The 14,714-nt window shown below is 40.7% G+C and carries 11 protein-coding genes and 1 tRNA gene; 2 read left to right on the forward strand and 10 right to left on the reverse strand.

Annotated features, from left to right (window positions below):
* Positions 1-39: 39 nt before the first annotated feature.
* The 6 genes from BM176_RS01810 to BM176_RS01835 all read right to left on the reverse strand — a co-directional run bounded on the left by BM176_RS01810 (position 40) and on the right by BM176_RS01835 (position 8,999).
* Positions 40-888, reverse strand: a complete 849-nt coding sequence (locus BM176_RS01810) for a hypothetical protein (RefSeq protein ID WP_090098975.1) — start codon at positions 886-888, stop codon at positions 40-42.
* A gap of 26 nt (positions 889-914) precedes the next feature.
* Complete coding sequence (locus BM176_RS01815; protein ID WP_090098977.1) at positions 915-2,468, reverse strand: RagB/SusD family nutrient uptake outer membrane protein; 1,554 nt, start codon at positions 2,466-2,468, stop codon at positions 915-917.
* Positions 2,469-2,487: 19 nt separating this feature from the next.
* Complete coding sequence (locus BM176_RS01820; RefSeq protein WP_090098979.1) at positions 2,488-5,847, reverse strand: TonB-dependent receptor; 3,360 nt, start codon at positions 5,845-5,847, stop codon at positions 2,488-2,490.
* A gap of 285 nt (positions 5,848-6,132) precedes the next feature.
* Positions 6,133-7,293, reverse strand: a complete 1,161-nt coding sequence (locus BM176_RS01825) for a FecR domain-containing protein (RefSeq protein ID WP_177230269.1) — start codon at positions 7,291-7,293, stop codon at positions 6,133-6,135.
* A gap of 81 nt (positions 7,294-7,374) precedes the next feature.
* Positions 7,375-7,965 (reverse strand): RNA polymerase sigma factor, encoded by a 591-nt coding sequence (locus BM176_RS01830; RefSeq protein WP_090098982.1) that lies wholly within the window; start codon positions 7,963-7,965, stop codon positions 7,375-7,377.
* An 83-nt stretch (positions 7,966-8,048) separates the two neighbouring features.
* Positions 8,049-8,999 (reverse strand): hypothetical protein, encoded by a 951-nt coding sequence (locus BM176_RS01835; RefSeq protein WP_218162132.1) that lies wholly within the window; start codon positions 8,997-8,999, stop codon positions 8,049-8,051.
* 147 nt (positions 9,000-9,146) lie between these two features.
* On the opposite strand from BM176_RS01835, the gene BM176_RS01840 reads away from it, so the two are divergent.
* Positions 9,147-9,220: transfer RNA gene (locus BM176_RS01840), tRNA-Asp, on the forward strand.
* 93 nt (positions 9,221-9,313) lie between these two features.
* Here BM176_RS01840 and BM176_RS01845 read toward each other — a convergent pair.
* The 4 genes from BM176_RS01845 to BM176_RS01860 all read right to left on the reverse strand — a co-directional run bounded on the left by BM176_RS01845 (position 9,314) and on the right by BM176_RS01860 (position 13,316).
* A complete protein-coding gene (locus BM176_RS01845; protein WP_090098984.1) occupies positions 9,314-10,351 on the reverse strand; it encodes a virulence RhuM family protein in 1,038 nt (345 codons plus the stop codon).
* Positions 10,352-10,612: 261 nt separating this feature from the next.
* The gene (locus tag BM176_RS01850; protein WP_090098986.1) at positions 10,613-11,140 is read right to left on the reverse strand and encodes a hypothetical protein; all 528 of its coding nucleotides are present in this window, start codon (positions 11,138-11,140) and stop codon (positions 10,613-10,615) included.
* Between the two features lie 459 nt (positions 11,141-11,599).
* On the reverse strand, positions 11,600-12,520 hold the full coding sequence (locus BM176_RS01855) for a helix-turn-helix domain-containing protein (protein WP_090098988.1): 921 nt from the start codon (positions 12,518-12,520) through the stop codon (positions 11,600-11,602).
* A 58-nt stretch (positions 12,521-12,578) separates the two neighbouring features.
* Positions 12,579-13,316 (reverse strand): SDR family oxidoreductase, encoded by a 738-nt coding sequence (locus BM176_RS01860; protein ID WP_090098990.1) that lies wholly within the window; start codon positions 13,314-13,316, stop codon positions 12,579-12,581.
* Between the two features lie 568 nt (positions 13,317-13,884).
* Between BM176_RS01860 and BM176_RS01865 the strand changes: the two genes are divergently transcribed.
* The gene (locus tag BM176_RS01865; RefSeq protein WP_090098992.1) at positions 13,885-14,391 is read left to right on the forward strand and encodes a hypothetical protein; all 507 of its coding nucleotides are present in this window, start codon (positions 13,885-13,887) and stop codon (positions 14,389-14,391) included.
* Positions 14,392-14,714: the final 323 nt, after the last annotated feature.

Consider the following 14,714-nt stretch of genomic DNA (forward strand, 5'->3'; position numbering starts at 1 on the left):
TCCTACGGAGCTTTTAAAGTATACCTAGTTTTATAAAAACTATTGTTCTTCCATGAACTTCACATTATCCAGTGTGATACCTGTTCCCATGTTACCACCGGAACTACCGGCTTTGATCACCATGTAAACAAGGGTATCACTGCCAGTAAATACCATGGTGCCGCCTTTTCCTTTACCAGCACCATCGCAACCTATATCTGCCAGGTTACCATCAAATGGAACCAGACCACAACCAGCCCATGTACTTAATGCAATGTATTTGGTAACACCGGTACCTGAATAATCAGATCCCTGTGTGGGAGCCTTCGTTCCAAAATATACTTCAAACCAGGTATTGGTAGCACCATTACCTTTTACGTTTCCGGAGAAAGTGTATTCCCTGCCGGGGATTACTTTTAATTGCTGGTAAATAGCACCATTTGAATTGCCGGTGTTACCAAACTGCATCACACCATTTATAATCTGAATAGACGTTTGTGTATTACCTGTATTTAATAATGTCCAGTATTGTTTGCTATCCGCTTCCATATCACCACCTTTCAGGATATCTGCTACAGGAGCATCAGCCGTAACGGTCACATTCTGCGAGGTAGTCGCATAACCTCCATCTGTAAATACTGTAAACTGGATCGGATATTCACCTTGTTTTGCAAAACTCAACGTATCTGTTTCACGTACAGCTACTCTTGTATTGCGATAGTTCCAGCGCCACAAAAATCCGCCGTGAGTAGTACTTTTTACAATCATCTTGTAAGGCTTACCATCCATCGGTGTTACTGTAAAAGAAGCCGTAGGTAAAGGCCCCAGTTGTTTTGATGAAGACTCTGGTGAACACGAAGATATTATTGCAGCAATTGCAAAGTAGCAAGCCCTTTTTATATTTTTCATTCTGAATGCGTTAATTGTTAAAGACATTATTTAGTTCCACCCCACTCCTTACTCTGCTCCAGCTTGGTATTTTCAAGCTCTAATAATGGAATAGGCAGGATTTCATTTTTGCCGGCAACAAATCCTTTGCTGGCCAGTACAGTCGCTGCTCTTCCCGTACGTACCAGATCGAACCAGCGATGTCCTTCACCTGCCAGTTCCAGGCGTCTTTCATCAAAGATGTTATCATCTGTAGCCATTACCGGAGCCAAACCAACACGTGCCCTTACTGCATTCAGCAATTTGTAGGCACGGGAATCCGGGGCACTACTTTCACCATTTTTCACAAGGGCTTCTGCTTCCATCAGGTAAGTATCTGCCAGGCGTATTTCATACATATTCTGCGGATAGTTCAGTTCTTTACTACCACCTCCCGTAGTTGTATTAGATGCTCTTCCGGCAAATTTTGCCAGGAAATAGCCGGTATTTTTATATCCTTTCTCATAAGAAGCAATACCATTTGCTTCCAGGCTATCCAGGTTAAGAACGGTAGCATTGTAACGCGGGTCAAAATGGATGGCATTAAACAGAGAAGGTGTTACAACCAGGAAACTCCAGCCAGCCACGAGATCGGGGGCAGTAGGTTTTATTATCTTGTATCCTCTCGGGCCTGTCATGATGTTCAGTACGTTACCTTCTGTACAGGATATGCAATCCCAGGTACCAGCAGAGGTAGACGTAAATGCTACTTCCAATATTGATTCACTGTTGAATTTGCTGGCATTATCAGACTTCCACAGATCAGCAAAATTGTCCAGCAGTTTGTATCCGTACAGCGCGTTGATTTGACCTGGTGTAATACCATTTACCACTGCCAGTTCTGTTGCTGCTGCTGCGTATTTCTTTTCGTTTAAATATACTTTTCCCAGCAGGGCATGTACAGCGCCCTTTGTAACACGGCCACCTTCAGTGGCTACCGGCACCTGGTCTGGCAGATTGGTTTCTGCAATAGCATCTTTCAGATCTGTTTCTATCTGGGCATATACTTCTTCCGGTTTTGCCTGTAAAACATTGTACATATCAGAAGTAGTAATAGTAGTGGTAGTAAGGGGGATATTTTTAAATAAACGTACCAGGTCGAAATAAAAGAAAGCGCGCAGGAACTTAGCTTCTGCCACAAATCTCTTTTTCAGGTTTTCATCCATAGGAACGTCGGGCAGTTTCTGCAGCAATACGTTAGCACGGAAAATACCAGAATATCCTTTAGACCATAAATCGCCCTGCGGGCCTACATCCGGCGTTAATGTATAATTTGAGAATACCTGAAACGCGGTCACATCACTTTGTCCGCCACCACCTGCCAGATGATCATCTGAACCGGCATCCATGGCGCCTACCTTAGTTACATAACCATTACTCTGCCAGCCTATCACATCATATACCGCTACCAGCCCGTTAAAAGCTTCTGTAGCATTTTTGTAATAGTTTGTTTCGAGGTCTGTACCTTTTGGTTTTACTTCAAGGAATTTATCACTGCAACCGCCTGCAAGCTGTAAACCTGTAGCAAGGGCTAATATATAAGGAATATGTTTTCTCTTCATTTTAATCAGCTTTAAATTGTTAGAAACTGGCGTTTACACCAAACATGAAAGAACGTGCCTGAGGATAGATCCCTCTGTCAATGCTAAATACACCACCACCTATTTCAGGATCATAACCTGTGTATTTGGTTAATGTCAGCAGGTTTTCACTCAGGATGTATACACGGAATTTCTCAACACCTACTTTTTTAGTCAGGTTAGAAGAGATGGTGTAACCAAGCTGTAATGATTTAATCCTGCAATAGCTGCCGTCTTCCAGGTAAAAGTCGGAAGGGTTTGTAAAGTTTCTGTTCTTATCGTCTGTAGTCAGTCTTGGATAGTCATTGGTGGAACCGGGACCAGTCCAGCGGCCAAGTGCTTTTGTCTGCCAGTTGGCATTCAAAATATCCAGACGGCGTAATCCCTGGAAGATTTTATTACCAGATGCACCCTGTACGAATAATACCACATCAAAACCTTTGTAACCCGCATTGATAGTAAATCCATAGTTTACATTAGGTGTTGGGTTACCGATAAAGTCGCGGTCCAGTTCTGTGATCTGGCCATCTCCGTCTTTATCAACCCAGCGGAAATCACCAGGTACTGCACCAGGCTGGATCTTTTTACCGTCTTTACCTACATAATTGTCAATATCTGCCTGTGTCTGGAAGATGCCGTTGGTCTTAAAGCCATAGAAGCTGTTCAGCGGCTGGTCCAGAGCAGTACGTGTAATAGGGTAACTGGTTGACTGGAAATTTTGCCCTCCTGAAAGATAACTGATACCTCTACCCAGATTTGTTACTTTATTCTTCACATAAGAAACATTTCCGTTCACTGACAATGATACCTCTCCGATTGTTTTATGATAACCGAGTTCCAGTTCTACCCCTGTGTTTTCCATATCTGCTATGTTAGCAGCAGGATTGGAGATAGCCCCTACATAAGCAGGGATGCGTGGGTTCTGCAGAATATCTTTAGTTGCTTTTTTATACCAGTCGAATGATACGTTGAAATCACGGTAAACAGTAGCTTCAAAACCGATGTTGGTCTGACTGGTAGACTCCCATTTCAGGTCCGGATTAGAAGGAGCATTAGGGCTGTATCCTATCAGATAGCTGCCGGAATTACCAAATGCATAATTCCTGCCACTACCGATAGTAGACAGGTAAGCAAAGTCGCCAATATTATCATTCCCAACCACACCATATCCACCTCGTACTTTCAGAAAACTGATAGCTTCGATCTGTGGGAAGAATTGCTCACGGGATGCCACCCAACCCAGGGAGAAGGAAGGGAAAATACCGTATTTATTATTAGCACCAAAACGGGAAGAACCATCTCTGCGGATGATACCTTCTACCAGGTATTTCTCATCATAGTTATAGTTGATACGGCCGAACAGGGAAGAAATTCTGTGATCAGCACCTTCACTACCATCAGACACACGTTTGTCTGATGCCACTTTAAAGTTGAGAGAAGCATCATCAAAATTATCTGCCGGTACATCATTGAAAGTAACATTGATAGCTTTGGTACGGTTATCCATATACGCACCCTGTCCTAACAATAGCGTCACATTATGTTTTTGGATAGCTCTTGTATAGGAAACGATGTTTTCCAGGTTCCAGTTGTATCCCTGGTTCGTGCTACGGTTAAAAGAAGTACGGGAAGAGATATTAGATGAGTTAAGATAAGAGATGGGAGTATATGATTCACCACCCCAGAAAGCGATCTTGGAACCTATTGTAGAACGCAGTTTCAATCCTTTAACAGGTGCTATTTCAAGGTAAGCATTACCTACGATATTGTGCGACCAGTTATAGTTGCCCAAACGGGTAGAAATATAGGCCAGCGGGTTAGTAATCTCCTGTCCTACTGCATTGGAAATACCATAAGGATGACCGTTTGCATCTTTGCGTATACCTACATTGGTATAAGGAGTTGCAGCAGCAACAGCAGGATCAGTCACTACTACCGGTGTAATAGGATCAAGGTTGATAGCTGAACTCAAAGGACCCCCAAACTCACTGTTGGTATTACCCACGCCTAATGCTTTATCATAAGCATACCCTACATTCTCACCAAATGTAACATAAGGAGACAGTTTATGAGTAGAATTCAGACGCAGGTTTACTCTTTGATATTTGGAGATATCAGTTGCAACGATACCATCCTGTTTCAGGTAACCGAAAGAGCTGTAGAAGGTTGATTTATCATTACCACCGCTTACGCTCACTTCATGGTTCTGCCTTATCGCATTGTTATTGAAGATCTGTGATTGCCAGTCGGTTCCTTTACCATATGATTTAGGATCTGCGTATACTATACCGCCACCACCAGCTACAGATGCTTCATTTCTCAGTGTAGCATACTGTGTGGCATCCAGCAGTTTCAGTTTACGGGCAGGTGCGGAAGTACCATAGTAACCATTATAGCTTACAGTCAATTTACCAGCCTTCCCCTTTTTGGTCGTCACCAGGATTACACCAGCAGCAGCACGTGCCCCGTAGATAGCCTGGGAAGCAGCATCTTTCAGTACTTCTATAGATTCGATATCGTATTGGTTCAGGTAGCCGATACCACCATTATCAACCACCACTCCATCTATTACCCAGAGTGGATCGTTATTATTAAAGGTAGTGATACCTCTTACTCTCACGGAAGAACCGGAACCAGGCTGACCAGAGCTGGAAGCAATAGTAACACCGGAAGTACGGCCCTGCAGGGCCTGTTCCAGTCGGGTAACAGGTTGACTTTCCAGGTCGGATGCTTTTACACTGGAAATAGCGCCGGTCACCACACTTTTCTTTTGTACACCATAACCTACCACAACGGTTTCCGTGAGGGCAGTCTGGGCGATTTGCAGTTTAATATTAATAGTACGGTCGTTTACAACACGGGATATGGTGGAATATCCTACCGCACTGAATACCAGTTCTGTACCTGTGCCTGGCACTTTGATGCTGTATTTACCGGAACCATCTGTAACCGTACCGGTTACACCACCTTTAATGCGCACAGTAGCGCCGGGCAGTGCATCACCGGAATCATCCGTAATACGGCCGGTAATTGTGATAGTAGTATCAGCAGCCGCTTTCCTGTCTTCCGGCAGGCTCTGTACAATGATGCGTGTACCATCTATAGTGTAAGATAAAGGTAGATTTGAGAGACATAGGTCCAGTACCTGCTTCACAGAAGCATTTTTCACATCTATAGTTACAGGATTGGCGCCTGTCAGCAGGTTTTCATCATATACAATTGAAACCCCTGCCTGACGGGATACCTCCCTGAGAATCTTTCTGATTGGCACTTTTTTCTCAGAGATAGAGATTTGCTGTGATACTCCTTTTGCGCTGATTTGCAAGCAAACTGCAAGCAACAAAAAGGTGGTCAGTTTCATAACGTAGACAATTTTGGCTGATAAACACTTCCGGTAACAGGAAGTCCTACCACTAAAGTTTAAATACATACTTTTGTAGTGTTTGGAAATTAGAAGATCAATAATTCTTAACGGGATGTGGTTTTCAGTATGACCAGACTATTATGCCGGAAGTGTTGCAAGCGCTTCCGGTTTTTTTTGGACACACTGCTTCTTTTAATTTGTATCAGTTGTTTTTACCATAACGATTTGTTTTATTAATTAATATCCCTGCCCCCGTACGTGGATCCGGTATAGTACAGGCTTTTATTTCACAATAAGTTTCCTTCCTGTTAGTAAGAATTTAGGTCCGTTTGCTTCCAGCATATGCAGAATATCAGATAAGGGAAGGTTTCTGCTGATACGCCCCCCAAAAAGCCGGCTATCCTGTACCTGAGTATAGTTGACATCTATATCATACCATCTTGAAAGCTGACGCATAATGTCTGCCAGTGGTGCATTATCAAATTCAAAAAAGCCGGTTTTCCAGGCAATCACCTGGTCAACATCTGGCCGTCGTACTGTAATAGCCCCCGTGGCAGGATCCAGCACAGCCTGCTGGCCAGGCTGCAGCCGCTGCTGGTTATTGCCATGCTGTACCTTTATGGCTCCTTCCAGCAAAGTGGTATTCACACTTTTCTCATCGGTATAAGCCATTACATCAAAGCTGGTACCCAGTACCTGCACTTCCATATTATTCACTTTCACAAAGAAGGGTTGTTTCGTATTCTTTGCCACTTCAAAATATCCCTGCCCCTGCATCTCCACCATACGTTGTGCACCATTAAACGCAGTAGGGTATTTAAGGCTGGAAGCTGCATTTAACCATACGTGACTACCATCAGGCAGCACGATGTTGAATTGTCCGCCTCTGGGCACCGTTAATGTATTGTATATAATAGCATCTTCGTTGTTTTGTACGGCATACTGTAATTGTCCGTTCCGTTGGTGTACCAGGGTTTTCCCTTGTGTAATAATCCGGTTACCCGTACTGTCCAGTGTAACCGTTTCCCCATTCGAAAGGGTGAGTATAGCTTTGTTAGTACCGGGAGCTACATCTCCATCGCTGTTGCTCACTGCCACAATAGGAAAAGTCTGGCGTAAAGAAGACGTTCTGATAAAATAAACACCTGCCAGCAACAATACGATAGCTGCCGCTGCAGTCCAGCGCCAATAATGTAATCTCACGACCTTGTGTTGGGTGATTTCTTCCAATAGCCGGTTTTCGATCCTGTCACTCACTTCGGCAGGTATTTCATGGCGTGTGTTCATGGCCTGTTCAAACTCACGCTGCATAGTAGATAGCAGGGAACGATGAGCAGGTGATGATTGTAACCAGGCATATAACTCTTCGGTTTCAGTTATACTGCACTGACCATCAAGGTATTTTTGTAATAGTTTTTCGTAGTGCTCCGTGGATTGAGACATAATTACAGGATACCATTTGCCCGGCATCTGTATATATTATCTGAAAATGGACAAGTAGGGTACCTCTCTCTTAAAAAAAAGTTAAAAAAACTTTCTGACCAGATAAACAGCCATCAGTATATCACCATGACGATGCACATAATCGTATATGAAACGCATGCTTAGCACCATATGCTTTTTGATGGCATTACGGGAAACTCCCAGTATTTCGGCAGCTTCCTCATAACTTTTTCCCTCTTGCCGGCAAAGCCTGAACACTTTTAGTCGCTGGGGAGGCATCTGGGTCAGAGCTTCACTGAAAAGCCGGTCGTACTCTTTAGCTCTGACCAATTGTTCAGGATGTGCGGTACCTGGTTCATCCAGCTGACTTAACAGTTGTTCACGCAATACCTGATCGGTAGCCAGTTTATCAATTGTTTTAATAACATGATTACGCGCAATGCGGTACAGGTATCCCGTAAAAGATAATTCCGGGTTAATACGATCCCTGATTTCCCATACCTTCAGGAATACATCGTGGACAAGATCTTCTGCCAGTGAAGGGATCTTGCAAAACCGTAAAAGGTACATGTAAAGTGAAGAGTGATAATGCCGGTAAATAGTAGTGAACGCAGACTCATCCCCCTGCTTCATTCTTAACAACACCTCTTCCTCCGATGGCATACGATCCATATCAATTGAAGATTTTAGCGACCCCAGAAGCTGTAAATCTAAAGAAAAGTGTGTAATGTTGTTTGCTTCCAGCACACATTCAATTAGCGTTGCGGGTATTCTTCCCTGAATGATAGAATAAAACTCTGCAGATCCTGGTTAACAGATCTGATGGTAGATTGTAGCTGGTTCAGCATATTGGCACGTGTATGCAAATCGTCCGCTTTATACATCCCTCCTTCTCCGAACAACAAATCCAGGGTATTTTTATCTGTGTGATTATCAAATTCATAAATCAGCCAGCGATTCTTTATGTTATAGGCAATGGAAGTTGTGTGGTTATTGCTAAACTGTTTATTATTCAGGATATACCAGATGAAAGGCGGATATATACCCAGGCTGTCCGTACCATACCATAGAGGTCGAAGCAAATTACGGCGGTGCATAAATTCTGCTTTTCTATTATCCGGGAATGCGCTCATAATCCCCAGTCCCGCACTGGCCACTCCTCCTGTAATCCCGGTAATTTTCTGGGCATTATCATTGTTAATCAATGTGGTAGCCACCGTTGTAACAGCTCCCAATACAACCGACCATACTGTTAGTTTTCTCACCCGTTTATCATGCCGGTCGTCCAGGTAGGCTCCTAGTTGATCTGCCCTCTCACCTTCACAGTCCAGTTCTGCCGCGATGCTTTGCAGTTCGGTCACCGCCAGTATCAGCCAGTCTGATAATCGCTGTCTTAATTCCAGATAGCGGACTTTTCCGGTAAGTGAAGTATCTACCATTCCAACCTGTATTTGTTGTAACGGGGTCAATATTCCCACTGCATTGGCGAGGAGGAGATCATGTGAGGAGAAATGCTTTGCCAGAGAAGGATCCTGGTCCAGTAAACTATCTATATTATTCACTGGCTTCATATCTGTGCTATAATGAAAAGCGACTGCCGGAACGCAATAGTTACCAGGGACATTTTTGTAATTGCTATTTCCTTTTTTGCCGGCAATGCAGCCAGATAATAATAAAATCACAACCACTGTCTGGACAACCTTCATGAAATTAAATTATCTGCTAAATTAATCCTTTATAACATTCAGGTAATAACCCTTCTTGATTTCTGTTTTGCAGCTATTTTTTAAATCGAATAAATTTATTTGTGTGATTGAAATATTTATGCAATATTTGCAATCCCAAAACGGGAAGGATCAGTAGTTCAGTTGGTTAGAATGCCGCCCTGTCACGGCGGAGGTCGCGAGTTCGAGTCTCGTCTGGTCCGCAAGCTTTAAAGCCTTCAAGTCGAAAGATTTGGAGGCTTTTCTTATTTTAGCCACATTTGAATGTCGCTTTTGTAAAGCACATTAATTAGGGATTATCTTTTTTTTCTGCTCTTGGGTGATGTAGTAATCTTTTGTATCTCTCTATCAAAATCGCTTTCGAAATTTTCATCTTGTATTATCCTGAACTTTTCGTATTCTTTCTCCGCCAATTTGATAGCTACTGCATGGCTGACAATGCCAGCATCCTTGAGTATCTGATATTCGTTGAATTGCAGAAAGGCATCCAATCGACTAATCCAATCTGTCATTTTCATTGATATCTGTCTTGATGCCTGTAATTCAGCAAAGTCCAGGTACATAGTCACAATACGTTCCAGTTCTTTTATTTCCTTTTCAACCAGATAATTCTTAGCTACGCTTATATCTGTTTTAAGTATTTTACCAGATGGCGCATTTTTCCATGTTTGCAAGCCCATATTTGGTTTGTCAGCATTTGCCCGTTCTGCTATAATTTGAGCAGCTGTTTTACCGGTAATAGCCCAATGAAATTTATTCTGTACTGTCTTGAAAAAGGTTTGTGTTATTTCTGAATCCTTATTATAGTCGATACTACACTGTTCATATATATCGGTTATTTTGAGATAAAACCTACGTTCACTCGCTCGTATCTCACGGATACGTTCCAATAGTTCATCAAAATAATCTTTACCAAAGCGCTTCCCCTGTTTCAGACGTTCATCGTCTAATACAAAACCTTTAACAATAAACTCCCGTAGATTTTTGGTAGCCCAAATTCTAAATTGAGTAGCCTGCATAGAATTCACCCTGTAGCCAACAGCTATTATTGCATCCAGATTGTAAAATTCCAATTTCCGTTTTATCCGCCTTGCGCCTTCCTGTTGAACTGTTTCCAAAATGGAAATTGTTGAATCCCTATCCAACTCTCCAGTTTCATATATATTATTCAGATGTTTACTAATCGCAGGTACTTCTACCCCAAATAATTCTGCCATCCGTTTTTGAGTAAGCCAAAATGTTTCATCATTGAAAATTACTTCTATCCGTATATCTCCGGCAGGTGTGTTGTAGAAAATAATGTCGTTATATTCGAATGTATTTTCGTTTTCCATATTACTAATTAACATTAGCCATATTCTTCCACAGTAAACTGTGGAAGAATATGGTATAATTAAATTCTGTTCAGATTATATTTAAAACATTCTTTCCTTAACTTCTATTCGTCAAATATGATAATGTCAAATAGTGATTCATAACACCAACGATCATCTTGTTTTAAATTTACTTTGTGAAGTTATTTTATTGAAAACTGATTAGCAAATCAAATGTTGATGCTTTTTTTTAATAAAAATCGGAATCTCATTAAGAATTAGCTATTTGGGTTCAACAAGCCATTCTATAGTTATAAATTTTGTACAGTCATCTTTCATTTCATTGTAACCTTCTAGTAATATCGCTGCGCCTCCATTCTTAACATAGGTTTTCACTACTTCATATATTTCTTCTGCTTCTGTTGCGCCTAATCCTCTTAAATCAAAAACAATAGCTGCTGAATGGGTAAAAGCAGCATACAAGCTGAGTAATTTTTGCTGATATCTGCTCAGCGTCCTAACTTTTGTTTTTTTGTCTATGGAGTTGTCTACTGAATATTCCTCAACTGTTACGGGATAAAAGAGGTGCCTTAATTTGGATTCTTTGAAATCTGCTATGAATGTTAAGGGTTTGCATATTTTAACATTCTGATGGAATGTTTTGCCGGTAAAGATCTTTACCAGCCCCATTTCAGTATCATAAAAATGAGCACCATGGTATAAATAGATAATAACGATCTCTCCTTCCTGCAAGTGAAAAGGTGGTATGAAATATTTATCAGTCGTTATTCCCTTACTCTCTATTATCATACAGCTAATTTAAAATAAAAACCCGCTTTATAAGCTACCGTCTGGACACATTTCCAAATGTAGATAACTTATAAGCCCTTTGTATTCCATAAACTCCAACCGAAGACTTTCAATTTTTTGGCTTTCATCAAATCATGCCAACCTCGAACTTTTGTCATACTAAATTCACTCAATTTAGCCTAAACACCCCCTAAACCTGCCCAATCCTGCATAATTTGGTTCGAGGTTCCGATACCTGGGGCCGCAAGCTTTAAAGCCTCTAAGTCGAAAGATTTGGAGGCTTTTTGTGTTATTCACATTTGGATATCGAATCGATCCGAATTATCTTCTTTCTATTTCTGCGTTGCAGTAATTTTACCAGTTGGCGAATAATTTCCATGTTTGAAAGCCCATATTGGGTTTATCAGCATTTACCCTTCCTATTATAATTTGGGGATATAACTTGCAAGCTTACATTTATCAGTTAAACGATTGTCTAAATTCTAATGGAGAAAGGTCTGTCTTTGCTTTAAATAAGGTACTAAATGATTGCTGACGTTCAAAGCCCAGTTCGTATGCAATTTCACTTACAGATAATTTAGTCGTAGATAATTTTTCTTTCGCCTGTTCTATTATTTTATTATGTATGTGTTGTTGGGCGCTTTGTCCTGTAAGTGTACGAAGCATATCACTTAAGTATCCCGGGGAAACAGTTAAGTGTTCCGAGAGGTATTGAACGGTTGGCGTACCTTTAATTAACGATTGTCCGTTTTTAAAATAGTCATCCAAAATTTCCTCCATTCTTTGCAATATATCGTTGTTTAGCACTTCACTGGTAATGAACTGACGCTTATAGAAGCGATTGCAGCAATTTAAAAGCAGTTCAATCTGGGAAATAATTACATCCTGGCTAAAATCGTCGATCCGACTATTTAATTCTTCTTCGATGAGCTTAAAAATAGAAAGTATTGTCGCTTTCTCCTGTTCTGAAAGATGCAAGGCTTCGTTGGCTGAATATGAAAAAAAACTGTATTGTTTGATCTTTTTTGCTAAAGAAGAACTCCACAAAAGGTCAGGGTGAATCAGCAATGAATATCCGGAATGATCCCCGCCATAATCAGTACTACCAATTAATTGATCGGGAGCGGCGAATAATAAACCGCCTTCATTAAAATCATAATAACCCTGACCATATTTTACTTTCCCACTGAGATTAATTCTGTAAGATATTTTATAAAAGTTCAGAATATTTGAATTGGGCAGCCGGCTATATTCAATCTCATTATTTGTATTATTTACCAAACTAATCAGCGGGTGCAGGGGTTTAGGCAAACCAAGCGCCTGATGCACGGCAGATAAGGATTCAAATTTATAAGGGACCTCATCTTCTTTCTTTTTCATTTCAACAATTTAACAATTACAACCGACAATATAAATATTATCGGTTGTAATTAATTCTTTACCATGGAATTTCGCCTGTTACCGGATTCATTTCCTCACTGATGAATTTCCCCGTCGGCCCGTCTTCGCCAATTAAAACATATTTCGCTATGCGGGCTGCGGCATCATTAACACTGCCTGTTCCGCGGTGGTTGTTAAAATCAGTAGCCGTAAAACCCGGATCAACTGCATTTACTTTGAATGGTTTATCACGCAATTCATAAGACAGCGCAATAGTGTACATATTTAGTGCTGCTTTTGATGGCCCGTAAATACCACCTTTGAACTGATGATATTTGAAATTAGGATCGCTACTTAATGTAAGCGAGCCCATCCCGGAGGATACATTTACAATTCGGGGTTGTGACGATTTTTCCAATAAGTCAATGAATGCCTGGGTAACTCTCACTACGCCATATAAGTTAGTATTAAAAACTGTATTCATGACATCAAGATTAGCTGTTAACGGAGTTTGTGGCATGCCGCCACTCATCCCGGCATTATTAATCAATGCGTCCAATACCGTTGTTTTCTTACCAATTTCAATACGTGCGGCCTTTATCGATTGTTGATCAGTTATATCTATCTGTACAGCTTCCACATCTTTCAGGCCTTCCAGGTTAAGTTTTTCTATCGCGTCCTGACCATTCTTCAAATTACGACAGCCTAAAAAAACATAATAACCTTCTTTCATTAGCTGACGTGCTGTTTCAAGTCCAATACTTTTATTGGCTCCGGTAATCAATACTTTTTTCATTTGAATTGTTCTGTTTATTGAAACAAAGGTCATTCAATTATACTTGTCGGATGTTTGCTAATTGAGGATGTTTGTTTGTGATTTAATGTTTAATCCTAAGTGGTTTGACCATGGTATTCAGGATCAGAAAAAGGTTATGCAGATCTTTAGATTGGTATTTACCTCGAACTTTTCATATACTATATTAGCTTATTATGCCAAACATCTCCTAAATCCATCCAATCCTGTATAATCTGGTTCGAGGTTACGATACCCGGGGCCGCAAGCTTTAAAGCCTCTAAGTCGAAAGATTTAGAGGCTTTTTTGTTTAAAATTGTATGTTACCTATTTACTTTATTCTCTCATAGATTCTATTATTACAGCGAAACTTTATGAAGCTTAGATTTCAAATGCTTGTTTTATCTTTTGAGAAATCATGTATCCACCCATAAACCCTAAAAATTAGCATACCGGGGCATTAGTTGCATATTTTTAAGGTAAGTGAGAATAATCAGCTACTTCATCACCCTTCCAGGAGGGAATACCGGATTTTTACCATATCAGCACTTTGTTTATCTTTAACTTACTTATGCTAATATTGTTTACCATAATTGACGAAAAAAGGTCAAAGCTGCTCCGTTATATCAATATTTCCTGCATATTATGGATGCTCCTCGCTCTTATCGCTCTTATTTTTCTGCCAGTAAGGAAAATTCCGGAGGGAATAGGTATGGCCCTTTTTATGTGTCCGTATGCCCTCATATATGTTGCCAATTCTCTAATCAATCAGGTGAGAGAAAAAGGGCAGTTGTCAATGAATGCGGCTGTTATACAAACGATGATAGATGGAGAGCTGAAGGTGTATAAGGTGAGCGAGTTGTCTGCAATAAAACTGGAGATAAGAGAATTTGATGGAGACTTCAACAATATTAAATCACCCCCAAAAAGTGGTTTACATAATTACATCACTTTTGTGAATGAAGGAGAAATGTTGAAGTATGAGTTACAACTATTGCCCTCACATAAACCATGGTTAAAGGAGTTAATCAGATTATGGGAAAGGGATGCTGTACCATTTAATTTAGTTTACATATAAAATGAAGTTGAAACAAGCTAGTGCAAAACATTGAAAATGCATAGACTTCGGATAACAACGGAGAGAGGCTACCACCCTGTGGAGTTCCCTCAGTTGGATACATCACCTGCCCCTTTTCCAATATGCCAGCCTTCAGCCACTTGTCGATCATTTTCCATATCACGCCATCTTTTATCTTCAGGTATCTGAGGTAGGCTATGGTTTGGGGTTTTCAAACCTTAGTCATTTTACAAGATTGTTTGAAACACACATTGGTATGAAGCCAAAGAAGTATTCTGTAAGTAAATAACAACAGTTCCGTTTTAGATATCAAATCCTGCAAA

This window comes from Chitinophaga sp. CF118 (assembly GCF_900112615.1).
GTDB lineage: Bacteria > Bacteroidota > Bacteroidia > Chitinophagales > Chitinophagaceae > Chitinophaga.

Excerpts from the sequence above, each read along its gene's own strand:
- BM176_RS01825 (WP_177230269.1), bottom strand. The coding sequence starts at position 7,293 with ATGTCTCAATCCACGGAGCACTACGAAAAACTATTACAAAAATACCTT.
- BM176_RS01865 (WP_090098992.1), top strand. The coding sequence starts at position 13,885 with ATGCTAATATTGTTTACCATAATTGACGAAAAAAGGTCAAAGCTGCTC.
- BM176_RS01855 (WP_090098988.1), bottom strand. The coding sequence starts at position 12,520 with ATGAAAAAGAAAGAAGATGAGGTCCCTTATAAATTTGAATCCTTATCT.
- BM176_RS01830 (WP_090098982.1), bottom strand. The coding sequence starts at position 7,965 with ATGGATCGTATGCCATCGGAGGAAGAGGTGTTGTTAAGAATGAAGCAG.
- BM176_RS01860 (WP_090098990.1), bottom strand. The coding sequence starts at position 13,316 with ATGAAAAAAGTATTGATTACCGGAGCCAATAAAAGTATTGGACTTGAA.
- BM176_RS01820 (WP_090098979.1), bottom strand. The coding sequence starts at position 5,847 with ATGAAACTGACCACCTTTTTGTTGCTTGCAGTTTGCTTGCAAATCAGC.
- BM176_RS01845 (WP_090098984.1), bottom strand. The coding sequence starts at position 10,351 with ATGGAAAACGAAAATACATTCGAATATAACGACATTATTTTCTACAAC.
- BM176_RS01850 (WP_090098986.1), bottom strand. The coding sequence starts at position 11,140 with ATGATAATAGAGAGTAAGGGAATAACGACTGATAAATATTTCATACCA.
- BM176_RS01810 (WP_090098975.1), bottom strand. The coding sequence starts at position 888 with ATGAAAAATATAAAAAGGGCTTGCTACTTTGCAATTGCTGCAATAATA.
- BM176_RS01815 (WP_090098977.1), bottom strand. The coding sequence starts at position 2,468 with ATGAAGAGAAAACATATTCCTTATATATTAGCCCTTGCTACAGGTTTA.
- BM176_RS01835 (WP_218162132.1), bottom strand. The coding sequence starts at position 8,999 with ATGAAGGTTGTCCAGACAGTGGTTGTGATTTTATTATTATCTGGCTGC.